The organism is Rothia sp. HC945, assembly GCF_051370785.1.
In the GTDB taxonomy this organism is placed as follows: domain Bacteria; phylum Actinomycetota; class Actinomycetes; order Actinomycetales; family Micrococcaceae; genus Rothia.
In genome coordinates this window covers 1,824,876-1,848,219 of sequence record NZ_JBFCSN010000001.1, presented here as the reverse complement: position 1 = coordinate 1,848,219, position 23,344 = coordinate 1,824,876, and the positions used below count along the sequence as shown (strand labels likewise).

At 63.2% G+C, this 23,344-nt stretch carries 22 protein-coding genes; 5 read left to right on the top strand and 17 right to left on the bottom strand.

Going from position 1 to position 23,344, the window contains the following annotated elements; translation table 11 throughout:
- Positions 1–37 precede the first annotated feature (37 nt).
- The 7 genes from AB0Y14_RS08225 to AB0Y14_RS08195 all read right to left on the bottom strand — a co-directional run bounded on the left by AB0Y14_RS08225 (position 38) and on the right by AB0Y14_RS08195 (position 7,688).
- On the bottom strand, positions 38–1,258 hold the full coding sequence (locus AB0Y14_RS08225; RefSeq protein ID WP_436588706.1) for a M20 metallopeptidase family protein: 1,221 nt from the start codon (positions 1,256–1,258) through the stop codon (positions 38–40).
- 161 nt (positions 1,259–1,419) lie between these two features.
- Positions 1,420–2,445 carry a VOC family protein gene (locus tag AB0Y14_RS08220; protein ID WP_436588704.1) on the bottom strand — a complete coding sequence of 342 codons (1,026 nt, stop codon included), beginning with the start codon at positions 2,443–2,445 and terminating at the stop codon, positions 1,420–1,422.
- A gap of 25 nt (positions 2,446–2,470) precedes the next feature.
- A complete protein-coding gene (gene ligK, locus AB0Y14_RS08215) occupies positions 2,471–3,154 on the bottom strand; it encodes a 4-carboxy-4-hydroxy-2-oxoadipate aldolase/oxaloacetate decarboxylase (RefSeq protein ID WP_436588702.1) in 684 nt (227 codons plus the stop codon).
- Complete coding sequence (locus AB0Y14_RS08210) at positions 3,147–4,199, bottom strand: amidohydrolase family protein (protein WP_436588700.1); 1,053 nt, start codon at positions 4,197–4,199, stop codon at positions 3,147–3,149. Before AB0Y14_RS08210 ends, ligK begins: the two co-directional genes overlap by 8 nt.
- Positions 4,196–5,383, bottom strand: coding sequence for a 4-oxalomesaconate tautomerase (locus AB0Y14_RS08205; protein WP_436588698.1), 1,188 nt, complete (start codon positions 5,381–5,383; stop codon positions 4,196–4,198). The genes AB0Y14_RS08210 and AB0Y14_RS08205 overlap by 4 nt, the downstream gene beginning before the upstream one ends.
- Entirely contained in the window at positions 5,380–6,741 is a 1,362-nt protein-coding gene (locus AB0Y14_RS08200; protein WP_436588697.1) for an MFS transporter, read from the bottom strand. The genes AB0Y14_RS08205 and AB0Y14_RS08200 overlap by 4 nt, the downstream gene beginning before the upstream one ends.
- Positions 6,741–7,688 carry an amidohydrolase family protein gene (locus tag AB0Y14_RS08195; RefSeq protein ID WP_436588695.1) on the bottom strand — a complete coding sequence of 316 codons (948 nt, stop codon included), beginning with the start codon at positions 7,686–7,688 and terminating at the stop codon, positions 6,741–6,743. The genes AB0Y14_RS08200 and AB0Y14_RS08195 overlap by 1 nt, the downstream gene beginning before the upstream one ends.
- Before the next feature lie 162 nt (positions 7,689–7,850).
- On the opposite strand from AB0Y14_RS08195, the gene AB0Y14_RS08190 reads away from it, so the two are divergent.
- Positions 7,851–8,546, top strand: coding sequence for a GntR family transcriptional regulator (locus tag AB0Y14_RS08190; RefSeq protein ID WP_436588694.1), 696 nt, complete (start codon positions 7,851–7,853; stop codon positions 8,544–8,546).
- Between the two features lie 151 nt (positions 8,547–8,697).
- Positions 8,698–10,056, top strand: a complete 1,359-nt coding sequence (locus tag AB0Y14_RS08185) for an MFS transporter (RefSeq protein ID WP_436588692.1) — start codon at positions 8,698–8,700, stop codon at positions 10,054–10,056.
- A 53-nt stretch (positions 10,057–10,109) separates the two neighbouring features.
- Here the strand turns inward: AB0Y14_RS08185 and AB0Y14_RS08180 are convergent, their stop codons facing one another.
- The 3 genes from AB0Y14_RS08180 to AB0Y14_RS08170 are packed head-to-tail and all read right to left on the bottom strand — an operon-like array spanning position 10,110 to position 11,963.
- Positions 10,110–10,604, bottom strand: coding sequence for an N-acetyltransferase family protein (locus tag AB0Y14_RS08180; RefSeq protein ID WP_436588690.1), 495 nt, complete (start codon positions 10,602–10,604; stop codon positions 10,110–10,112).
- Positions 10,605–10,659: 55 nt separating this feature from the next.
- On the bottom strand, positions 10,660–11,103 hold the full coding sequence (locus tag AB0Y14_RS08175; RefSeq protein ID WP_436588689.1) for an FmdB family zinc ribbon protein: 444 nt from the start codon (positions 11,101–11,103) through the stop codon (positions 10,660–10,662).
- Positions 11,100–11,963 carry an N-acyl homoserine lactonase family protein gene (locus tag AB0Y14_RS08170; RefSeq protein WP_436588688.1) on the bottom strand — a complete coding sequence of 288 codons (864 nt, stop codon included), beginning with the start codon at positions 11,961–11,963 and terminating at the stop codon, positions 11,100–11,102. The genes AB0Y14_RS08175 and AB0Y14_RS08170 overlap by 4 nt, the downstream gene beginning before the upstream one ends.
- Before the next feature lie 168 nt (positions 11,964–12,131).
- Here AB0Y14_RS08170 and AB0Y14_RS08165 point away from each other — a divergent pair, with 168 nt between their 5' ends.
- Together AB0Y14_RS08165 and AB0Y14_RS08160 are read left to right on the top strand one after the other, a co-directional pair.
- Positions 12,132–13,253, top strand: a complete 1,122-nt coding sequence (locus tag AB0Y14_RS08165; protein WP_436588687.1) for an alcohol dehydrogenase catalytic domain-containing protein — start codon at positions 12,132–12,134, stop codon at positions 13,251–13,253.
- An 84-nt stretch (positions 13,254–13,337) separates the two neighbouring features.
- Entirely contained in the window at positions 13,338–14,300 is a 963-nt protein-coding gene (locus AB0Y14_RS08160; RefSeq protein ID WP_436588686.1) for an aldo/keto reductase, read from the top strand.
- A gap of 481 nt (positions 14,301–14,781) precedes the next feature.
- Here the strand turns inward: AB0Y14_RS08160 and AB0Y14_RS08155 are convergent, their stop codons facing one another.
- The 5 genes from AB0Y14_RS08155 to AB0Y14_RS08135 all read right to left on the bottom strand — a co-directional run bounded on the left by AB0Y14_RS08155 (position 14,782) and on the right by AB0Y14_RS08135 (position 19,968).
- Positions 14,782–15,900: a PLP-dependent cysteine synthase family protein gene (locus AB0Y14_RS08155; RefSeq protein WP_436588685.1), complete on the bottom strand. Its 1,119-nt coding sequence runs from the start codon at positions 15,898–15,900 to the stop codon at positions 14,782–14,784.
- A gap of 184 nt (positions 15,901–16,084) precedes the next feature.
- On the bottom strand, positions 16,085–17,059 hold the full coding sequence (locus AB0Y14_RS08150) for a TauD/TfdA dioxygenase family protein (RefSeq protein WP_436588683.1): 975 nt from the start codon (positions 17,057–17,059) through the stop codon (positions 16,085–16,087).
- A gap of 10 nt (positions 17,060–17,069) precedes the next feature.
- A complete protein-coding gene (locus tag AB0Y14_RS08145) occupies positions 17,070–17,981 on the bottom strand; it encodes an ABC transporter permease (protein ID WP_436588682.1) in 912 nt (303 codons plus the stop codon).
- Positions 17,978–18,880 carry an ABC transporter ATP-binding protein gene (locus AB0Y14_RS08140; protein WP_436588680.1) on the bottom strand — a complete coding sequence of 301 codons (903 nt, stop codon included), beginning with the start codon at positions 18,878–18,880 and terminating at the stop codon, positions 17,978–17,980. Before AB0Y14_RS08140 ends, AB0Y14_RS08145 begins: the two co-directional genes overlap by 4 nt.
- The gene (locus AB0Y14_RS08135) at positions 18,877–19,968 is read right to left on the bottom strand and encodes an ABC transporter substrate-binding protein (protein WP_436588678.1); all 1,092 of its coding nucleotides are present in this window, start codon (positions 19,966–19,968) and stop codon (positions 18,877–18,879) included. The genes AB0Y14_RS08140 and AB0Y14_RS08135 overlap by 4 nt, the downstream gene beginning before the upstream one ends.
- Before the next feature lie 480 nt (positions 19,969–20,448).
- On the opposite strand from AB0Y14_RS08135, the gene AB0Y14_RS08130 reads away from it, so the two are divergent.
- Complete coding sequence (locus AB0Y14_RS08130; protein ID WP_436588677.1) at positions 20,449–21,084, top strand: DUF1345 domain-containing protein; 636 nt, start codon at positions 20,449–20,451, stop codon at positions 21,082–21,084.
- 55 nt (positions 21,085–21,139) lie between these two features.
- On the opposite strand, the gene AB0Y14_RS08125 is transcribed toward AB0Y14_RS08130, so the two are convergent.
- Both AB0Y14_RS08125 and AB0Y14_RS08120 read right to left on the bottom strand, forming a co-directional pair.
- Complete coding sequence (locus AB0Y14_RS08125) at positions 21,140–22,072, bottom strand: sucrase ferredoxin (RefSeq protein ID WP_436588676.1); 933 nt, start codon at positions 22,070–22,072, stop codon at positions 21,140–21,142.
- 6 nt (positions 22,073–22,078) lie between these two features.
- Positions 22,079–23,287: a cupin domain-containing protein gene (locus tag AB0Y14_RS08120; RefSeq protein WP_436588675.1), complete on the bottom strand. Its 1,209-nt coding sequence runs from the start codon at positions 23,285–23,287 to the stop codon at positions 22,079–22,081.
- Positions 23,288–23,344 lie beyond the last annotated feature (57 nt).

Here is a 23,344-nt window from a genome sequence, read left to right as displayed (position 1 = left end):
TTTCGAGGTGTAGTGAGGAGGGAAGTTAAGGGGGCTCTCAGACGCTGAGCCGTCGTGCGGCGAGCTCCGCGAGGAGGCGTGAGCAGTCCACCAGTACCGAATCGTCGTAGGTCGCGAACGGCGAGTGGTTGAAGGCAGCTGTCTCCGGGTCCTTGTCCGGGTCCACCGCGGCGACGAAGGCAAAGGTTCCCGGGATGCGTTCCAGGATCTTGGAGAAGTCTTCGGCGGCACCCACGGGATCGGTCAGCTCCGACCAGCGACCGGGGAAGACCTCCTCGGTGACCTCCGAGAGGAAGCCCGTCTCGTCGTCGTCATTCGTGGTGACCGGATACAGCTTCTTGACCTCGATCTCGCACGTCGTGCCGTGAGCGGCCGCGACCCCCTCGAACAGGCGGACCAAAGTATCGATGAGTCGGTTGCGAGTGTCGGGGTCGAAGGCCCGGAGGGTGAATTTGGCGGTTGCATGGTCCGGGATGACATTGGCCGTCGAGCCGGCAACCACGCTGCCGCAGGTCACGACCACCGGGTCGAAGATGTCGAACTCCCGAGTGACCGCAACGTGGGACTGCGTCACCATTTCCGCGGCCACCGGCACGGGATCCAACGCCTTGTGCGGGGCCGACCCGTGACCGCCGACGCCGTGAACCCGCACGTTGATCGTGTCCGAGGAGGCCATCAGCGGTCCGGGCTTCGACACGATGGTTCCGCTCGGGTACTGCGCGGACCACACGTGCAGGCCGTAGGCGTGGTCAGGCAGCCGTCCCGCGGACTCCAGCAGACCTTCGTCGATCAGGTGCTGGGCGCCGTCCCACCCCTCCTCGCCGGGCTGCAGAAAGAAGATGACGTCGCCCTTCAGCTCCTTGCGCACCGCGTGCAACGCTCGTGCCGCCCCGACCAGGCCGGCCATGTGCATGTCGTGTCCGCATCCGTGCATCGCCCCGTTGGTCGAGGCCCAGCTCAGCCCGGTCTCCTCGGTCACGGGGAGGGCGTCCATATCGGCGCGCAGGAGAACGATCGGCCGCTTCTCGATCGGCAACGACGCACCGGCGCCGCCCCGGAGCACCGCGGTGAACCCGGAGACCTCCTGAGCATCGGTCATGTCCATGCCCAACGCCTCAAATTCCTGCCGGAGCCGAGCATTGGTCTCGGGGAGGTGCAGCCCGGGCTCGGGAATCTGATGGAGCTCGCGGCGCAACGCGACCATCTCGCTCCCATTACTTGAAATAGTTGCGCTGATCTGGTCGGACAAGGTGGACATCGTGAAGCGGGGATCCTTTCAGAAGTGCTCATGACAGACCCGGGGTGAGCCGTGTGACCGGCGACCCAGGCCTTTGTGCCCCAGGCTACTCCGGCACGGGGACGCCCCATATTTCGGGATCACTATGCGAAACGGGCCGTGCACTCCGGCACGCATCGGGGTCAGTCCGTGTAGACCTCTTTGACCTGTTCGTGCCGGACGCCGTCCATGGCTTCGCGGTCAATACGCTCCTGATCCCTCACGTACGGCGTGCCGTGGGTATGGAAGGTCGGCACCGTCTTCATGCCCCAGGCCTGCCCCTTGGCACGTTCCGCCTCGGACCATTCGACCACCGGCCAGTCGGGGTCCATCACCAGTCGCGCACCGGCATTTGCCAGTTCGATGCGGTTTCCGCCGGGCTCCCACACGTACAGGAAGAAGGTCTGGTTGATCGCGTGCTTGTACGGCCCGTACTCGATGTACACGCCGTTTTCCAGGAAGATGTCCGCGGCCTTGAGAATGTCCTCGCGAGTATCCGGAGCGAAGGCCAGGTGATGGAAGCGCCCGCGCTCACCCGTCCAGTCGTCCGAGTACACGACGTCGTAGGACTTCTGCTGGAACCTGAACCACCAGGCACCGTACCCTCCTCGATCGAGCCTGACGCGCTCGGATTCCCGCGCCTTCATCACATCTCGCCAGAATTCACCGACCGCATTGACGTCCTTCGCGAGATAATTGATGTGGTCCAGACGCCGTGCATTGACTCCCCGCCCGGGGTAGGCCGCGGCCTGGTTCTTGAGCGCCGGTGTGTCCTCGTCGTCGGGAACGTAGCGTTCCGTCTCGTAGTACACCGCCATGAGATGGCCGTCCGGATCCTCGAATTCATAGGACCGGCCGACTCCGACCTCGGGTTCCTTCCAACCGTGCCCGAGCCCGGCCGCCTCGATCGCGGTGACCCGCCGTTCGAGTGCGTCCGGACTGGATGCTCGGTAAAGCGTGCGCCCCACGCCATTGGTTTCTGAAGCGGTGAGTTTGATGGTGTAGTTCTCGTACTCGTCCCAGCACCGGAGGTACGAGGAGTCGCCGATACGGGCGATCTCGCGCATTGCGAGCAGGTCGCGGAAGAACCAGAGGCTCTTCTCGAATTCGGGGGTGTAGAGTTCAACGGCTCCCACGTGGGAGAGGTCGAAATTCTCTGTCTCGGCCATGAGGTGTCCTTTCTCGATCGTCGGCTCAGTCGATGTATTTCAGCCCGGCGGCTTCGAGCGGTTCGCGCATCGAGTAGAGGTCGAGTCCCAGGGTTCCGTCCCTGAATTTCCTGCGCTTGCTCTCTTCCCGATCCACTCGTTCCTGCGCCGCCCGGGCCACCGATTCCACACGGTCTTTCGGGACCACGACGACTCCGTCATGGTCCGCCACCACCACATCGCCCGGGTGGATCAGCGCGTTGGCGCAGACCACCGGCACGTTGACGGATCCCAGGGTGGCCTTGATCGTTCCTTTCGAGTTGATGGCCCGGGCGAAGACCGGAAAGTCCATATCCTCGAGCTGCGTGGTGTCCCGGCATCCGCCGTCGATCACCAGCCCCTTGGCCCCCTGGGCTCGCATCGACGTCGCCAACAATTCGCCGAAAAATCCGTCCTCGCTCTCCGTGGTGCACCCCGCCACGACGACGTCGCCCTCCCGGACCTGCTCCGCGGCCACGTGGAGCATCCAGTTGTCGCCCGGTTGCAGAAGCACCGTCACGGCGGTTCCGCACACTCTGGCGGAGGGATAGACGGGACGAATGTAGGGGCGCATGAGCCCGACGCGCCCCATGGCTTCGTGAATGGTCGGCACGTCGAATCGGTCCAGGGCCGCAACGTGCTCGGGGTCGGGCCGGTGAACATCGGTGTGAACGATTCCGAGATCAAACATGAGTACGGTTCTCCTTCTCTTCCGTGGAACGGGTGGTCGTGATGCGCCGGTCCAAACGGCCGTAGACCTCGCGGACGTTGCGTTCGAAGATGTTCGCCCGCTCGTCGTCGGTCAGCGCGGCGGACTTGATGTACTGGGCGGTGTCGTCGAAGAACTGGTCGGTCTCCGGGTCCACGCCCCGAACGGCCCCGATCATTTCCGATGCGAACAGGACATTCCGGTGCGGGATCACGGACAGCAGCTCGTTGATTCCCGGCTGGTGGTAGACGCAGGTGTCGAAGTAGACGTTGCCGAGCAGGTGCTCCTCGAGGCGGGGCTTACCCAGAGCCTGGGCCAGGCCCCGGAAGCGACCCCAGTGGTACGGCACGGCTCCCCCACCGTGCGGAATCACGAACTTCAGGTCGGGCCAGCGGGCGAACAGATCGCCCTGGATCAGCTGCATCACGGCGGTCGTATCCGCGTTGAGGTAGTGGGCCCCGGTCGTGTGGAAGGCGGGATTGACCGACGTCGAGACATGGATCATGGCGGGGAGCCCGTGCTCGGTCATGGCCTCGTAGACCGGGAACCAGGATTCGTCGGTCAGTGGTGGAGCCGTCCAGTAGCCGCCTGAGGGGTCCGGGTTGAGATTGATCGCCACGATGTCGTGTTCCCGGACGCAACGATCGATCTCCTCGACGCACGTCGAGGGGTCGACCCCCGGCGACTGGGGCAACATGGCAGCGGGCGCGAACCGGTCCGGGTACAGGGACGCAACGCGTGCACAGAGGTCGTTGCAGATGCGCGCCCAGTCCGACGACGTGCGGAAGTCCCCGATGTGGTGTGCCATGAAAGAAGCCCGCGGCGAGAAGACGGTGAGGTCGATGCCCCGTTCGTCCATCAGGCGCAACTGATTGGCCTCGATGCTCTCGCTGATCTCCTGATCCGTGATCTCCGGACCGGCCGGGTCGGGTTCGGGACCTCCGTCCAGCTCCGCAATCTGTTGTTCCCGCCAGCGCCCTAGCGCTTCCGGGGCGGTGGTGTAGTGCCCGTGGCAATCGACGATCATGACTCGGTTCTCTCCGTTCCTGGAATCTCGCTCTCGGGGTCCCACACCGTGCGGGGAACCCAGAGGTTTCCTGACATCAGCAGACGTGCCGTCCTGGTGATCCCGGCACGCAGCACCTCGCCGCGGTCGGACAGTTCCAGGTCGACGTCGAAGTTGCCGCTCGGGTGCTCGATCGCGAGGGTGCGTTGGCGACCGATCCCGGATTCGGCCAGGTCATGGGCCACGGTTCCGTCCATGCAGACGGCGGTCGCCACCGTTACCGCGGCGAGCACTCCGATGGACTCGTGCGCAACGTGCGGGATGAAGCATCTCGTGGAGACCGCACCCCCACCACGTGGTTCGGCGAGGAGGGTCATCTTCGGGTAGCTCTTGTCCCGCACATCTCCGAGACCCATGAGGCCCGCCCCTTCGATACGCAGTTCTTCGAGAAGTTCCTTGAGATCGGCGTCATCGTTGAGTTCCTCCGTGGACTCGTATCCCGTCCGCCCGACGTCGGCCGCTCGCACCAGAATCATGGGTTGGCCGTTGTCTATCAGGGTCGCCTCGAGTTCACGCCCACCGGCAAGGACCACGACGTCACGCTCGTGGCCCGTGGGCAACAGGGACGAGGCCACCGATCCCTCGGTGTCCCGGAACATGATCCTGATGGGAGAAGCCGTTCCCCCGACGCCGTCGATTGCAGTATCACCGTCGTAGGCCACCACGCGCCGCGAGTCGGGACCGGTTCCGACCTCTGGGGTCCGGACGGTGATTTCTGAGACCAGCCCGGTGTTGAGGGTCCTGACCACTGCCGTGGTGGTCTCTCCACCGGGTTCGATCAGTCCGGTCTCGAGCGCATAGGGCACCACGGCGGAGAGCATGTTCCCGCAGTTGGCGGTTGTCTGGACGCTGGTGCTCCCGGGATGGAGCTGCACGAAGGCGAAATCGAGATCTATCCCGGCCTCGTCGGAGCCCGAGACGATGCCGGCCTTGCTGGTGAGAGGATGGCCACCCCCGATTCCATCCACCTGGAGCGGATGGGGGCTGCCCATGAGCGATACCAGAACGCGGTCCCTGAGCTCCCGGTCACCGGGCATGTCGGAAACGTGAAAGAACGGTCCGCGCGAGGTCCCGCCACGCATGAAATGGGCCGGGATCGCCGTCTGGGAGGCAACCCATCCCGCGGATGTCGGAGATGCTGTCATAGTTTCGGTTCCTTTGCGATCGGTTCCACGGGTTCGGTGCTCCTGACCCGCGTTCTTCGCCCGAACAGGGCCAGAACCACGGCGCCGAAGAACCACGTGCATGCAATGAAGACGAAGACTGAGGAATACCCGGACGACCCATAGATCGCGGCGATGACCAGTGGTCCGACGGCGTTCGACAGTCGCCCGATCCCGTAGGTGATTCCGGTGCCCAGGGAACGAGTCCTCGTGTCGAACAGTTCAGGGGAATAGGCGTACGCGAATGACGTGTATCCCCGCTCGAACATGTTCACCAGGAACCCGAAGACCACGATCATGACCGGGTTGAAGGTGAGGCCGTACAGCAGACCGCACACGCCGATCACAACCCCGAAAACAACCAAGAGCCATTTCCGTTCGAAGGTGTCCGTGATGAAGGCGGCCAGCAGGGAGCCCAGGGGTGCACCCACGGTGGTCAAAGCGACGTAGAAGATCGACTTCTCGACCAGGAACCCCTGGTCCGCCAGGAGCGTCGGTGCCCAACTCGAATATCCGAAGAATCCGACGGTCTGGGTGATCCAGAGGACGGAAAGAACCAGCAAGGGGGCGAGATAGCGCTTGTGGAGGAGTGTTTTGAGCGGGGTATTGGCCGACCGTCTGATTTCTTCCTCGGGTGGTGCGGCGTCGTCGAGAATCGCACCGGAAGCGGATACTCGCTCCTCCATCCGCCGCAACACGCTGTCGGCCTGCGCCACGCGGCCCTTGCTCTCAAGCCACGTCGGCGACTCCACCAGCACCTTGAATCCGAGCACGAGAACGGCTCCGAGTGCCCCCCACAAATACACGAGCCTCCAACTGGAATCGCTCCAGGGAATCACCAAGCTGGCGACGAAGGTGGTCACGGGTGTTCCGCAAATGCCGATGACCATGGCGTACGCAAGGTACCGTCCGCGGAGTCTGGCCGGGAATACCTCGTTGACGTAGATGACTGCGATGACCGTCATCGCCGAGAGACCTGCGGACGTGAGGAATCTGAGAACGGCCATGGATGTGAAGTCCCAGGCCGCGGCGGTGAGCAGCGAGAATACCGAGAACCACACCGTGGTCGAGAGCAACGCGGACTTGCGACCCCATCGGTCCGCCAACCAGCCGCCCACCAGAGACCCCAGAAACATGCCGACAAAGGCAATCGAGGTGATGTAGCCGATGTCCGGGACGGACATTCCCCAGACTCTCCTGATTTCGGGAGCCGTGGCGGCAAAAGTATTGATGTCCGCGAATTCGAAGAAGTACGCGACCGCGATGAGCGCGATCATGGTCTTGTGATACCGAGTCACGGGCAGCCGATTGATCCGATTGATCGAGTTTGCCGTGTTCATCAGGCATCCCCGCCGTCTTCGCGCTTCCGCGAGGAGTGGCTCGGCCAATAGAGAGACATCGGGTTGTCCACCAACAGCGCGCGCCGTGCGGCCTCCGATTCCGCCACGCGGGGAATGTAATCCAGGAGCACAGCGTCATTCGGCATGTGCGTCTTCAGGTTGGGATGAGGCCAGTCGGTGCCCCACAGGACCCGCTCGGGGAACTCTTCGACGACTTTGCGGGCGAACGGGACGACGTCGTCGTACAGACTCTTCGCGCCCCGCTCGGCGTAAGGCCCGGTCTTCGTAAGGCGTTCGGGGCAGCTGATCTTCACCCACGCCTCATATCTGTCGACGGCCTCAAGAAACCGTCCGAATTCACGGGGAGTCGGGGCAGAGGAAACATCCGGTCTCCCCATGTGGTCGATCACCACGGGAACATCAATCCGCGCCAGGAGCGGTTCGATATCGGGCAATGCATCCGGTTCGAAGTACAGGACCACGTGCCACCCGAACTCCTTGATCTTCGCCGCGACCGACAACAGGTCTTCGGAAGGGTCCTCGGCGACCAGGCGTTTGAGGAAATTGAACCGGACGCCCCGAACTCCGCGTTGGTGCATGGACTCGAGGTCTTCGCGGCCGATATCCGGCCCGACCGTCGCCACTCCGCGGGCGGTCTCGCCGAAAAAGTCGAGCGCATCGAGCATTGCCGAATTGTCTCGACCGTGGCACGTGGCCTGGACGATCACTGAACGCGATACCCCCAGCGTCCGGCGCAGGTTTCGGAGATCGTATTTCCCCGCGTCGCAGGGTGTGTATTTCCGCTCGGGCGCAAAGGGAAACTCCGTCGATGGCCCGAACACGTGACAGTGGGAGTCGACCGCACCGTGCGGCAGCTCGAGATTCGGGCTGCCGATGTCGGAGTCCCAATCAAGCCAGCCCGGGGACTTCGCAAAGGTCTCAGTCATCCGGACTGACCTCCTCCTGATTGACCTCAACGTTGAGGCGTGATGTGAATGACATGAGCGTACATCGTCAACGTTATTGTTTACAATCCTGCAAACGATTTAGGTGCCACCCGGTAAGATGTGTGAGTTGGAGACATCCGAACAACCCGAAGGAGAGCCGCCTTGCCGAAGGAGAGCTCAGCCACCACAGAAGCGCCACACGGCGCGGAAAGATCCCGTCGCACGCCGTCGACTCCCGCTCCGCAGTTGGTTGCCATGCTCCGGGACGCGATCGTCTCCGGACAGCTTGTGCCCAACCAACGGCTGGTCGAGGCCGACCTCTCCGAGGAGTACAACGCTTCTCGCGGAAACGTGCGCATCGCCCTGTCGGAACTCAGCGTGGAGGGCCTCGTCGAGCGCGTCCAGAACCGGGGTGCTCGCGTCCGCGCAGTATCGGTCCAGGAGGCGGTCGAGATCACCGAGGTCCGCGGAGCCATCGAGGCGATGTGCGCAGCGAAGGCAGCCAAACGAGCCGGACAAGAAGAGATCCGCACATTGCGCTCGATCGCCGAACGAATGACACGCGCCGTCGAGACCGGCCACCTCACGGAATACTCCCAGTGCAACAAGGACCTTCACGCACTCATCATCGAAATGAGCGGGCAGCGGACTGCCGCCGAAACCATCAAGCGACTTCGCGGGCAAGCCGTGAGGTACCAGTTCCGACTCTCCAACCACCCAGGGCGCCCGAGCGTTTCCCTCCCCCAGCATCTGGCCATCATCGAGGCGGTCTGCTCGCACGACGCCGACGCCGCATCCGAGGCCATGAGTCGGCACCTCGAGAGTGTCGCCGAGGCCATCCGTTCCACGGATACATGATTCATCCGCGCTCCCATGATTAACTAAATTGTTGACAATGTGAGTGTGTCCTGATTCACTGATCCCCGATGCGGCCCCTTGCCACAGGAGGCTCAGGGATGCCGCATCCCAGGGACCTCGACGAGGAGGTCCGTGACTTCTAGGGGACCTCATGACGACTCACGACCTTGCACCGCGCACGCAGAGAATCACCAACAACAGAGCATTCAAGATCGTTCTGATCCTGTGTTGGGTGGCCATCTTCTTCGACGGCATCGACACCTTCATGTACGGGTCCACCATCCCGAGCATGACGGCCGACCCCGGGTTCCACATGACCGCGGCGCACGCCGGCAACATCGGATCCTTGGCAACCTTCGGAATGCTCCTCGGCGCGCTGGCCATCGGCATTGTTGCCGACACGATCGGCCGCAGGTGGAGCATCATCCTGTGTTCCGCGATCTTTTCGATCTCGTCCGCAGGGTGCGCCCTCGCGGCCAGTGCGGGGGCTTTCGGAATCTGGCGCACGATCGCGGGCTTTGGCCTGGGCGGTCTGCTCCCCACCGCGATTGCGATGGTCTCCGAATTCGCTCCGGACCGTGTGCGCAACTTTTCGGTCGGGGCAGTCATGACGGCGCACCAGGCCGGCGGCATCGTCGCCCCGCTCCTGTGCCTCTACCTCTTGCCCACTCTGGGATGGCGCTCGATCTACTGGGTCGGCGTCCTGCCCCTGATCGTCCTCGTTCCACTGATCCTGGCCCTGCTGCCCGAGTCCCCCACGTTCCTCGTGGCTCGTGGCCGCCTGGACAAGGCCCGCGCCCTGGCGGAGCGATTCGACCTCGTTGTCCCACTGGAGAAGTCCACCATCAAGAACCGCGGGGGAAACTTCGGTCAGAACCTCTCCAAGCTGTTCCGAGGGCGCAACGCCGTGGTCACTCTCCTGTTCTGGCTGGGATCCTTCGGCGGACTCCTGCTCGTCTACGGAATGAGCACCTGGCTGCCATCACTCATGGAATCCCTGGGGTTCGACCTGGGCAACTCGTTGGTGCTCCTGTGCCTCATCAATGCGGGCGGGATCGTGGGAACCCTGGTGGCCGGCAAAGTCTCGGACACCTGGGGGCCGGTGCGAGTCTCGATGCTGTGGTTCCTGCTCACGGCCGTCGGCGTCTGCGCGATGGGCATCAAGTCCACCATGGTCGTGACCTACATCCTGGTTTTCGTGACAGGCGTCTTCCTCTTCAGTGCGCAGATCATGATCTACGCCGCCGTATCGCACGTTTTCCCGACCGAGTCCCGTGCGACCGCCCTCGGACTCACCACCGGCATGGGGCGCTTCGGGGCAGTCTTCGGCCCCTGGATGGGCGGTCAGCTCTTAGCTCTCGGCCTGGAGAAGTGGGGCTTCGTGGCCTTCGGAGCCTTCGGCATCACCTCGGGCGAGATGCTGTTGCTCATCCACCTGGTCCTCCGGCGACACGGAGGAAAGACCCAAGAAGCTACCGAGGCGGAAAACGTGGTTATTCGCGCAGGATAGGCCGCCGGGCCAATCCCTTGAACCGCGATGCGCGCTCAGTGCCAACAGTCCCTCTAGGCCCGGGCGAAATTCTCCAACGCGCCGCCCGTCAGCCGATACGTGTCCCACTCCTCCTGAGGGAAAGCGCCCAGGCTCTTGTAGAAACCGATGGACGGCTCGTTCCACTTCAGGACGCTCCACTCGACCCGTTTGTAACCGCGATCGACGGCGGTGCGGGCAAGGCTGCGCAGAAGGGCTTTCCCTGCCCCGGATCCGCGAGCGTCCTCACGGACGTAGAGGTCCTCGAGATATATACCGTGGACCCCCTCCCACGTGGAGTAGTTGAGGAACCACAGGGCAAACCCGTCGATGCGGCGTCCTGCCCCGGACGGTGCCTCAGCAACATTCACGAATACGGCGGGGTGCTCGGCGAAGAGGTCACCAGCCAGTTTTTCCTCCGTGAGTTTCACGGCGTCCGGTTCCTTCTCATAGACCGCGAGCTCCACGATGAGCTGCACGATCTCCGGAACGTCCTCTGGTACGGCCGATCGAATGGCGGGGCTCGACATGCTGACCTCCTGAAACGACGGATGAGTGGCAGAAACACCCTACCGAATCAGGCTTTCAGCCCTGTCCCTCCGCGCTCGATGACCCCTCGGCCGTCTCGTTCGATCCTGATGACCCGGACCGCTTGAGCGCTGCGTCCACCGAGGCTCCGACGTCGTCACCCGCCCGCAACGGCGACCCGGCGAAGATTCCTTCGTGGGCGAGAACGGGTCGACGGTCGCCCGCCAGCTCGGGGTACCGTTCCTCGAGTTTCTCCCTCTTCTCGATCTTCTTCCGCCAGTGCCGGACGGCGTCCGGGTGGCCCCGGCCAATGCCCTCCCAGCTGTGCGGCATCTCTTCCCTGGTGGGCCCGGCATCGGCAGAATTTCCTATATTGACCCGGGAGAAAGCGCGCGACGTCGTTTCGCCGCACACCGCGCAGGGCGGATTTTCCGAGGTCATGGATTCCACGGCCGCCTCGAAGCGGTGACCGTCTCGGCATCTGAAGTCGTAGAGAATCACGAATAGTGTCCTTCCGGAGCCCAGCGAATGTCGTTCTCCGCCTGGTCGGCGTCGTGCCCGAAGAAGACCTCGGCTTCTTCCTCCTCCGCAATCCGCCGCAATTTCTCGACCGAATCGAGCCAGGCCAGGTTGTTCCACACAATTGCCGCACCGACCGCGGGCGGACCCCACGAATCCCGCATGTACACGGCGTCCGACGTGAAGAGTTTCTTACCGTCATTGGGAAGATCCAACATCAATGACATGGTGCCCCAGGTATGCCCCGGCGTCTGGATCACTTTGACGCCGGGAAGGATTTCTTCGTCCCCCGAAATTCCGGATATATTCAGCCCCTCATAATCTGACGGAATGTGGGCACCTTGGTTGTATCCCTCAATTCCTTTGACGCCCTCCAATTCCGCAGAACTGGTCATGATCTTGGTTTTCCCATTGTCGAACATTTTCGCATTTGCGGCATGATCGAAGTGGAGGTGGGAGAGGACCAGCAGATCGATATCCTCCGGGGAGAGACCCATTTGCGCCAGGCTGTGGTCGAGATACCCCGAGTGCGGTTCCGTTTCATCGTCCAGGACAGGGAAGAATTCGTCGAAGCCAGTGGGTTCCCAGCGTTGCCGCCAGTCTCGCGGCACGCCGGTGTCCCAGAGCATTCGTCCCTCCGGGGTTTCCACCAGGATGGCGTGCGTCGGCACTTCCCCGAACTCTCGAGGCACCTCCCGATCTTGTACCGTTCTGATAATGCGACCCGGTTTCAACAACAACCAGGTGTAATCGGCTTCCATGGTTCCGGAATGGAGAACGTGCGCTTTCATTTCCATCGGGTGCCCCTTGAGGTTCTTCTGGTCGATCTCGATTGCCAACAAGCGTTGTGGGTCACACTTGCACTACTCTTCGGGGGTGTCAATAGCAGGAACCTCCCAATTCACTCACGTTTCTGTGGCCCGGTAATGTAAAAATAATTCTGGGAAATACGCTCCGTTCGGGCGTACTGTGATGGAGGAAACCGTTCGCCTTCGACCGGAGGAACCGACATGAAGATTCGCGGCGCCGTACTGACCACATCCGATGCCCAGGCTCCCTTCGCGGAGTCTCGCCCTCTCGAGGTTCGAGAACTCGAGCTGGATCCTCCGCAAGAGGGCGAGGTCCTGTTGCGCATGACGGCGGCCGGAGTATGCCACTCGGACCTCTCCGTCGTGGACGGCAACCGACCCCGCCCCGTGCCGATGCTTTTGGGGCACGAGGGGGCCGGCGTCGTCGAGGAGGTCGGTGAGGGGGTTACGGACCTCGAACCGGGTGACCGAGTGGTCACCGTCTTCCTGCCCCGGTGCGGCGAGTGCAAGAACTGTCGGACCGATGGCAAGCTGCCGTGCAGTCGCGGTCTCGAGTCCAACAACGCCGGTTTCCTTCCCGGGGGCGGAGCCAAGATCCGGATCCATGATCCGAACGACGGCGACATCTACCACCATATTGGCGTCTCTGCTTTCGCGACCCATGCCGTGGTCAATCAGGCCAGCGTCGTCAAGGTCGGCTCCGACCTTCCGCCCGAGGCCGCCGCACCCTTGGGATGCGCGGTCCTGACCGGCGGCGGCGCGGTGATCAATGCGGGCGAGCCGGAGGATGGCGACACCATCATGGTCGTTGGGCTGGGCGGCGTCGGAATAGCGGCGCTCATGACCGCAATAGGGCTCAAGAAGGGCAAGGTCATTGGCGTGGATGCCAATCCGGACAAGCTCGTCAGGGCACGCGAGCTGGGAGCGGACGAGGCCTACTCCCCGCAGGATGTCCTAGAGCAAGGGGTCAAGGCAGACCTGGTGGTCGAGGCCGCCGGCCACCCCAAGGCGTTCGAGACCGCTTTCAACGCCACCGCTTTGGGCGGGAGGACCGTGACCGTGGGACTCCCGCATCCCCAGGCCGAGTCCGTGATTCACCCCTTGTTGTTGACCTCGGAGGCGCGCACCGTCGTCGGGAGCTACCTCGGTTCCGCCGTCCCCTCACGCGACATACCGAAGTACGAGGATCTCTGGCGCAAGGGCGAATTGCCGGTCGATGAGCTGATTTCCGACCGCATCCGGCTGGACGACATCAACGAGGCCATGGACACGCTCGCGGAAGGAAAGGCGGTCCGGCAGATCATCCTCTTCGACGAGGACTGACCGGTGGGCCCCGGAATATCCACCCGGTGACGCGTCGTTGTGGCGTAGGACAGAGTTTCACACCGGACCGTTTAGGAGCTTTTCGTGGCTACATCGCAACGCATACCCCGCACCGATCTTTCCGTGTTCCCCATCAACCTGGGCGGCAACACCTTCGGGTGGACATCCGATCGTCAACAGTCCTTCGATGTCCTCGACGCGTTCGTGGCCGCGGGAGGAAACTTCATCGACACGGCCGACGTGTATTCGGCCTGGGCCGAGGGCCATTCGGGCGGGGAGTCCGAGACTGTTCTCGGCGAGTGGTTGACGGCCCGCGGCAACCGGGATGATGTCGTCATCGCGACCAAAGCCGGGGCACACCCGGAACTGTCCGGCCAGTCGAGAGACAACGTGTTCGCGGCCATCGATGCGTCGTTGAAGCGCCTCCAGATCGATGCCGTGGATCTGTACTACGCGCACTTCGACGACGAATCCGTCTCCATCGAGGACCAGGCCCGGACGTACCACGACATCGTCGAGTCCGGCCGGGCACGCGCCATCGGTGTGTCCAACTACAGCCCCGAGCGGATGCGCCGCTGGTTCGAGTACGCGAGCGCCGAGGGACTGACCGTCCCGGTCGCGATCCAACCGCACTACAACCTGCTCAAGCGCAAGGACTACGAGCAGGAGTACGCCCCGATCGCCCGCGAATTCGATGCTGCGGTGTTCTCCTACTTCTCCCTCGCCTCCGGCTTCCTGACCGGCAAGTACCGGAGCACCTCCGACATCGAGGGGTCGGCCCGCAAGGACATGATCGACGACTACTTCTCTGAAGCAAGCCTCAGGAGCGGCGTCGACGTCGTGTCGGCCTTGGAGGAGGTCGCGAGCGCGCGCGACGTCGAGGTCACCAGCGTGGCTCTGGCCTACCTGCTGGCCAAGGGAGTCACCGCCCCGATCGCGTCTGCACGCACCACCGACCAGCTGACGGCAGTGATGGCGGCGGCGTCCCTCGACCTGGACGACGCCGAGGTATCGCGACTCGACGAGGCCTCGGCCCCCTTCGCCTGATGCCGCGGGGTTCGGGCCGGGTCGAGGAGTGCGGGTCGCGGGTCGGGGCCGCGAAAGGCTTCGGCCGCGCGCCGGCAATCCGCGCACTGGACGGTGCACGGGCAGCGTTCGGTGGCGGATACCCGACCTGGCGCGCGTGCCGTCAGCGTTAGGTGGCGGTTACCCGATTCGAGGCTGGTTTCCGACGTTATGTGGGGGTTTAGCCGCCACCTAACGACGGAAAACGCCTCTCTGTCGGGTAACCACCACCAAATATCGCCGCGCACGCAGCCCTACGTGGCCGGCAACCGACACTGAAGCGGGTGACCGCCACCAAACCGCGCCGCGCCACACCACGACGTCGCCGCCGCCCCAGGCGAGGCCGACCGAAGTGGCAGTTTTGTGCCGATCCAAGGCTTAATTCCGCACAAAACTGCCACCTCGCACAGGATCCCGGGGCGCAGGAGCCCCGGAGCGCCGGGAGCCCGCGCAGAATCGGCGTCTAGAGCCGTCCCGTGCGCATGAACTCATCGAGCCGCGCGCTGTGGGCATCGACGTCGAACCCCTCGTCGCGTAGCCAGTCTGCGTTGTAGTACTTGTCGAGGTAGCGGTCGCCGTCATCGCAGATGAGTGCCACAACGCTGCCCCGATCCCCCGCCGCGAGCATGTCGGAGACGATCTTCAAGGCGGCGTAGAGTCCGGTGCCCGTGGAGCCTCCCGCCTTTCGCCCGATCAGGCGTTCTAGCAGAACGATCGCCGCCACGCTCGCGGCGTCGGGGATGTGCATCATGCGGTCGATACTCGCCGGCATGAAACTGGCCTCCATGCGCTGGCGTCCGATCCCCTCGATGCGGGATCCGCTGTCCGTGGTGGCACCCGGATTTTCGTCCCGCCAGCCGGCGAAGAACGCCGAGTTGTCCGGGTCGGCCACGCAGATGCCCGTGGTTCGGCCCGTGTATCGGACGTACCTGGCCAGTGTGGCCGAGGTGCCCCCCGTCCCGGCGGTGGCCACGATCCACGCGGGTTCGGGGTGCGGCTCCAGCCGGAGCTGGTTGAAGATCGACTCGGCGATGTTGTTGTTGCCGCGCCAGTCGGTGGCCCTCTCGGCGTAGGTGAATTGATCCATGTAGTGCCCGTCCGTTTCGCGGGCCAGATCCGCGGCAACGGTGTAGACCTGGTCGGGGCTGTCCACGAAGTGGCATTGTCCGCCGTAGGACTCGATCAACTCGACCTTGCGAGCGCTCGTCGTCTTCGACATGACGGCGATGAATGGCACCCCGATCAGACGGGAGAAGTAGGCCTCCGAGACCGCGGTGGACCCGCTCGATGCCTCGACCACCGGCCTGTTCGGTCGGATCCACCCGTTGCACAGGGCGTGGAGGAACAAGGACCGGGCCAGCCTGTGTTTGAGCGATCCGGTCGGATGGCTGGACTCGTCCTTGAGGTACAGGTCAATGCCCCACTCTTCGGGCAAGGGCACCCGGATCATGTGCGTATCTGCCGAACGCTGGGCGTCGGCCTGCACAGCCTTGATGGCTTCGGCCGTCCAGCGCCGGGAGTCATCGCTGTACCGGTTGATATCTTCCACCACGGTCGTGGGACCGGGATTTTGGGTAGTCATGGGAGTCGTCCCTCCGTGCGGCCTGCAACTCGTCGAGTTAGTTACACATCGTAAGGCCAACGGACCGGAATACGGCGGAGGTCCACGGAGATTCGCCTCCTGACCGGGCAGAACAACCACACCCCCGCCGTATCTCTCCGGACCGGATCCCGCATGCGGGGAACGGACGACGACGACCGCTCGATCAGGGTTCCACGATCTGCGAGTAGTCCGACGAGTCACCTTCGACCGAGTAGCTGCGCTCCCCTTTCACATTGACCGGAATGTCCCCGGCAACCGTGATGCGGTTGAGCTTTCGGGGCTGCCGGTCGTAATTGTCGATGGCGTAATGCTGGGTGATGCGGTTGTCGAACAGGACCAGCTGTTCCGGCTCCCACGTCACTCGCACCACATATTCCGGCTTGGTCACGTGTCGTTGGAGGATTCGCAGGATGTCCAACGACTCCTCGGCGGTCACCCCCAGGATTTTCAACCGTTGGGCAAAAGCACCGATGAACAGGCCGCGCTCACCGCTGAGCGGGTGGACCCTCACCACTGGGTGCACCGTGCGGAATGCGGAAGACACAAATTGTTCCTGATAGCTCCGCTCGGCATCGGAGGTGACGCGGTCGGGTCGGACATAGTCCGAATCATTGCTGTGCACCGCCCAGAGTCGTTCCGCGAATTCTCGTAATTCCTCGGGGAGGTCGGCGTAGGCTGCGGCCGCGTTGGCGATCAAGGTTTCCCCGCCGTACTCGGGCAGGACCACGCTGCGCAGGGTCGAGAGCTGGGGAGGATTGATCACGAAGGTGACATCCGTGTGCCACTTGTTGGCGACCGAGGACTCGCTGTCCACGGGAAGCACATTGCTGGAGCTCTGCCCAGTAAAACGTACCGTCGGGTGTGCCGCCGTGAGTGGGCCGAAATGCTCCGCGAACCGTGATTGTTCCTCGTCCGTGGTAAGCCCGGTGCCCTTGAAGACAAGCGCCTTGTGGCGGTTCAGCAGTTCCCGGATGCGGGCCACGATATCGGGGGCGAGTTCACGGGTGAGGTCAAGCCCCCGGATCTCGGCGCCGATGTGTTGCCCGAGGGGTCGGACGCTGAACCCGTGGTCGGTCGCACCACCCGGACCGGTCGTATTGGCCGAGGTGGTCTGCGATGTCGTGCTGGTATTGGTCATGGGATTCTCCTTAGAGGGTCGAGTTCCACCGGGAGACCCGGCGTTCCAGGGCGACGAGGGCGCTGTTGACGATCAACCCCAGAAGGGAAATGGTCAGCACGCCCGCGTACATCTGTGGGATGAGGAAGCTGTTCTGGCTCGAGGTGATCAGGAACCCGAGTCCGGATTTGGCGCCGACCATCTCGGCCGCCACGAGGACCAGGATCGCCGAGGAGCCGGCGATGCGGATCCCCGTGAAAATCGTGGGAACGGAGGCCGGGAGGACCACCTGCGTGAACAGCTGGTATCGGTTCAGGCCGAGGGTCATACCGGCCCTGATCAGTAGCGGGTCCACGGTCTTGACGCCTGCGGCCGTGTTGAGCAGCACGGGAAAGAAGGCGGCGTAGACAACGATGGTGATCTTGGACAGTTCGCCAATGCCCAGCAGCAGCACGAAAACGGGAAGCAGGGCCAGTGCCGCGGTATTGCGGAACACTTCGAGGAGCGGATTCAGCGCTTCGTGCAGCGCGCGGTACCACCCGATGAGCAGTCCCAGCGCGATTCCTGCGGCCGTCGCAATCGCGAAACCGACGATCGATCGGGCGAAACTCGCAGCGAAGTGTTCCCAGAGTTGCCCCGACACCAATAGTTCCCACCACGCCAGAGCGACCTCGTGGAAGCGAGGCAGAAATACCTGGAAAGCTGGCGATCCGAGCAGAGGCGCAAATTCCCAGAGGAGTATGAAGGCAAGAATCGCGTACGAACCGCGGAGTCGTGCGCGCCAGGCGGGCGCCGCCCGCTGTGAGGGTCCAGGTGTTCGACCCCCGCCGGACCGCTTCGGGTTCCGTCGTTCCCTCGGCCCTGTTTCGGGCGGCGTCGCCCCGGAGGACGTGGGTGTTTTCGTTCGCGAGTCGAGGGGTTTCTCGGTCGTCGTCGTGCTCATTCGGGGTTCCTTTCAAGACGGTGCGCGTCTCCGGTCAGGCCGACGGTGGAGAACTCGTGGGTTGCGGGACCGTGGTGAGCATCCGGATCCACGGGGTTTTCGGTCAGTTGGTCCCGGCCGTGGAGGAGTTCCCAGACGCGTCGTCGGTGAGTGATGAACTCCGGCGTCGATCTGGGATCCGTACCTGCCGGAGGTTCCGGGCGGTCGACGTCGACCACTGCTTTCACCCGTCCCGGCCGTGCCTCGAGGACGACGACGCGTTGGCCCAGATACACGGCTTCCTCGACCGAGTGGGTGATGAACAGGACCGTGGTTCCCGTGCTCTTCCAGAGCCGGAGCAGTTCCGACTGCAGGAGTTCACGAGTCTGTGCGTCCAACGCCCCAAAGGGTTCGTCCATGAGTAGAATTTCGGGCTGGTAGGACAGCGACCGAGCGATCGCCACCCGTTGTTTCATCCCACCCGAGAGCTGGTGCGGGTAACGGTTCGCGTGGTCCTCGAGACCCACGAGCTCCAAATATTCCCTGGCCAAACGGCGCCTCTCCGCACGGTGACGCCCCCGACCGGCAGCTTTGAGGGCAAAGACGATGTTGTCCAGGGTGGACTTCCACGGAAGCAAGGCATACTGCTGGAAGACGACGCCGCGGTCGCGCCCCGGCCCGTTGATCGGCGTCCCGTCCACGAGGACGTTGCCGGAGGTCGGTGTCGTCAGCCCGGCCACCAGATCGAGGATGGTGGTCTTTCCGGAGCCGGAAGGCCCGACCATGGTCACGAATTCGCCGTCGTTAACATCGAAGTCGATCCCTTCGACGGCGGTCGCGAGGTGCCCCGGTACTCGACGTGAGCCCGGTACTTCAAAGATCTTGTTCACGTCGCTGACGCGGATCTTGGCAGTGGTCATGACGATGCCTCCTTCGACGGTGTGGCCTGGATCAGGGAATTGGTGAAATAGCGGCGTGGGGAGGGCGGACCACTGAGAATGTGGTTGTCTCGCAACCAGGTTTCCCACCGCGAGAAGTCTGCCGGCTCCATTTCGCCGCCGCGGGGCAGGCCGGTGGACTTCCAATACTTAAGCGGGGAGGGATCCTCTCCCCTGTCGCGTTCGGAGACGATCCGCGTGAATCGCTCGATCACCGCTTCCCGGGGCTGATCGTTGGCCCAGCGGATGGCGCGGTCGACCCCCTGCGCCAACTCGGCGGCAGTCTCGGGATGGTCATCGATCCACTCCTGCCGCATGACCATCTGCCCTGCGGGGAATTTTCCGAAGAGGTCGACGTCGCGACCCAGCGTTCTGAGGGTGCCATGGTCCTTGGCGACATCCTGAGCGATCCCGTCGATCACCCCCGCGTCCAGATGTCCTCGAAGGATGGATATCTCGAGGTCACTCGGTGGGATGGGGACGAAGGTAATGTCGCTGATTTCCTGCGCGTTCAGGCCGCTTGTCGAGAGAAATTCGTAGAGGAAGGCTTCTGCGTGGGCGCCCAGCGTGTTCATACCCACGGTCTTTCCGATCAGGTCTCGCGGTGAGGTGATGGGGCTCTTTTTGTCCACGAATATTCCCACGAACGTGTCGTCATCCGAACCGTAATAATTGGATACTCCACGAATATCAATTCCTGCTTCTACCAATTTGATGACTGCTCCGGAAAAAGCGTGGCCGATTTCTGCGTCCCCAGTCGCGACCGTCTGAATGTCTTGTGGGCCGCTCGTGGTGCTTCCAATATGTTTGAGCGTGACATTGGGGATGTACCCGAGGTCCTGGGCGAGTTCAGCGAACAGGACCGTCTGGGGCCAGCCTTGGTAACGGACGACGTCGCTGCTTTCGGCGGCTTTCGCATCACCGCCACACCCCGTGAGCAGCGCTCCCGATCCCATCGCCGCCAGGGAACCAAGGCCGAGGAGCGCAGTCCGCCTCGTCAGGCCCGCATCGTGGGAAGGCGATGCGTTTGGCCCATGGCGTGGGGCGAGACCCTTCGAGAAAGATGGCATGGTGTGTGACCTTTCGCCCGAGCCTGAAATCGTCAGGTCCCGGTTACTGCTCGTGATGCATGAGTGATGCGTGTGCGCTTTTTACAATTCCTGCTGTTCAACAGGTATTGATTGAGGACGCTAGAGCAGGCGAAAAAGCCTGGTCAACGGCCTATTCACGGGAAGACTCGCGGAGAAATCCGTCATGGAATGCAATAGTTGAACGGGCGGTGGCCAATGCCGTTTTCCCGTCTCGGAAGAGGGGACAAAGGAGAGTCAACAAAAATTGTGTGGAGTGGTGTTTCGGCGGTGACGTCATGCGCCGTCGCGAAAGGACATACCTTGATGTCACCATGGGCGTTCCCGGCCCAGGAGGACCATTTCCGGAAGGGGCGGCCCGGACGAGGGGCGAAAGCGCCATCCAGCACAGGGAGCGGTTCACCGGAACGGCGACGAGGCGGGCCCCTCCTCAGCAACCGCTATGGGAGATAGCCTGAGACCATGCGAAGGCTTCTTCCGCTCTCCGCCCACGTTCGCCTCCTGTACTCCCTCGTTCTAGGGGTTCTGGTGGGGTTCTTCATGACCCTCGGCCTAGACGTGTCCTGGGGCGTTCTGGTCGGCCTGACCGTAGTGGCCCTTGCTTTCGTGGTTCTCAATTGGATGGCCCTGTGGCCCATGGACCCGGAGCAGACGCAAAGACACGCAATGCGGGAGCGGTACAACCCGGTATTGGAAGAACTATTGATCACCATCGTCGCTGTCATCAGCATGGTGGGAATGGTCATGGTGATGGTCATCGACGATTCGGGACGCGGATCCCTTGCCGCTCTCGTCGGATTGACCGGGGTCTTTCTCGCCTGGGCGATGCTTCACGTGATGTACACGACCCAGTATGCGCACGTCTATTTCAGCGGCCATGAATCCGGCGGCTTGGATTTCGGGAAGCCCGGAAAGCCCTGTTACATCGATTTTCTCTACTTCAGTTTCATGGTCGGAATGACGTACGGGACCACCGACGTCGGGGTACTGACCACCACGTTGCGTGCCATTGTGCTGCGCCACGGACTGCTGTCCTTTGTCTTCGGCACGGTGATTCTGGCGACCGGTGTCAGCCTCGTGTCTGGGATCTTCACCTAGCCTTCGGCCGCCATCAGGAAGCAGGGGGTCGGCGCGGGTGGCCGTCCGCCCGAGATCACCGCGCCTCGGCGTCCACCGGCCGGACTCTCGTGACGCTGATCCTGGAGGCGACGGCTTTTTCCAGGCCGCGGCACGTCAGATATTCGGGTTCGGACCGGCTCACGCGCATCCCGACGTCGAGGTCGGTCTGCCCTGGGCGCCGGCCGCGGACGCGCACCGTCCACGAGCCGCCGTCGGACGCAATGTCCGCAATCGTGTAGTCGAACCGGCCGGCAGAACCGTTCCGGTTCAGTGCGGCGCGGATCGCCGCCTGCTCAACAGGTCCATGATCCGTGTATCCGCGAAGATACTCGCCAACCACCTGACCGGACAGGTAACGGTCGACGACGTCCACCGCTGAGTCGGCGTCCACATTTCCGTAATAGATGCCGTCGGGAACGAGGAGGATGTTCGCGGCAAAACGGTCTCCACCGACGTGTGTGCATTCCCAGACGTTCTCGGGCCACCGTTGGTTCAGGGCAGCCGCCACAGGCCGTCCGCGGATGGCACAGCAGACGTCGTGCTGGCCGTGGGCGCAGACCAGGACGAGAGGGGTCTGCGTGTCCGGTGAAGATGCGGAGTTCTCCGTGCACCGTGGCAATGCGGCAACGATGCCGAGCAAGTCCGAATCCTGGGTCCAGGTCCCCCAGAGTTGTACCAGGTTCCCGGGTCCGCCGAGGTGCATGACCGCCCAGTGTGCGCTTCCTTCCCGGGCCCGCTTCCCGTGTCGCCTGATCAGCAGGATCCTGGCGCGAAGGGCCTGGGCTGCTTGGAATACCTCGGTTTTCACGTCCGGATCGAGGTCGAGTCCGTCGAAGCCGTTAATAGGCCAACCACCGCGGTATTCGATGAGTACCCAGTAGGTCCCGCAGGGTGCCGTGCCACCGATATTGTCACCGCGTTGCCGGGCCGCATCGGCGCAACGAGCAGGGATTGATGATGCCGACACGACAGATCAGTGGGCAACCGGCACGAGCACGCCCGCTCTGACGAGACGTTCGGCGAGGTCGACGCCGAGGTCCCCCGCAGTCGTGATCCGGTCAACGACCAGTGCGCGGACATGCTCAAGATCGTCGTCCGAGAATTCCAGCCAGCCCACGCGGGTCCGCAGACGTGAGCCCTCGAATCGCGCATCGAGGCTGTCACGCAGCTGGAGCGGAGTCTGCTCGGTCAGGTTCTTCAGCAGTTCGTACTGTGCCAAGGGCCCCAGGGGTCCCGGACGAGCTTGGGAACGGTGGACCCGGGCCAGTTCTGGATAGGGGTCAGCCTCCGGCACCGCAGAGAGGATGGCTTCCTTGACCATGTCCAGATCGGCCGAGTCAGGGTCATCGATTCCTAGCGGCAGGCTGGCGCGCATCTGCGGATCATCGCGCAGGTTCGCCAGAACCGAGGCCACCACCTGTTCGGCGACCGCGTATCGAGTCCTGTTGTGGATGCCGAGAGTCAGGTGGATCGATACTTCACCTTGGGCCGTGGCCGCGTGCAACCACCCCCGAGGCAGGTAGAGCGCGTCTCCCGGTTCGAGCACGGCGTCGATGTAGGGTTCCCCAGCGGCCGCGGTGGCCACCGCATCGCGACGATCGGTCCACGGTTGGTCCCTCAGAGGGGAATCGAGAACCGGTTCGTGGATAACCCATCGTTTCGTGCCCTCGATCTGGAGGACGAAAACGTCGTGGACGTCGTAGTGGTCGTCAAAACCTTGGTTCTGAGGCGGCGTGATGTAGGCGTTTGCCTGAATCGGGTTCGCGAGCTCGGAACTGAGTTGGGCCGAAAAATCGCCGACCGGTCCCCACGTTCTCTGCAATGCCTGGAGAACCAGGGTTGCGCCGTCGTCGAAGTGGCGCCACAGGGACGTGTCGTCGAGCTGATCCGTAATCGTGGCCCCCACACCGGCTGGTCCGGTGAATGAAGAGGTCGGAAGGGTCGACCCGTCCTTTGCCACGCGCAGAAAAGGTGACCTCAAGCCACGTCGAGAGATGAGCTCGTCCACGGCCCGTCCCGAGAAGAGGTCGGAGAAGTCGCTCGCGCCTTTGGAAAGCAAGGCACGCTTGCCCCAGACTTCGCGGGCGAAGGTGTCTTGGTCACAGTTCGTGAGCAGAGAGTCCAACACCCCGGTCCCTGTTGGGGATCCGGGGCGTTGGGAGGCGATGTCGAAGGGGTTCAAGAGCGGTCGGCCCCTCCATCGGCTCCGCCGTCGTGAACACCCGGAGTACCAGCGGCA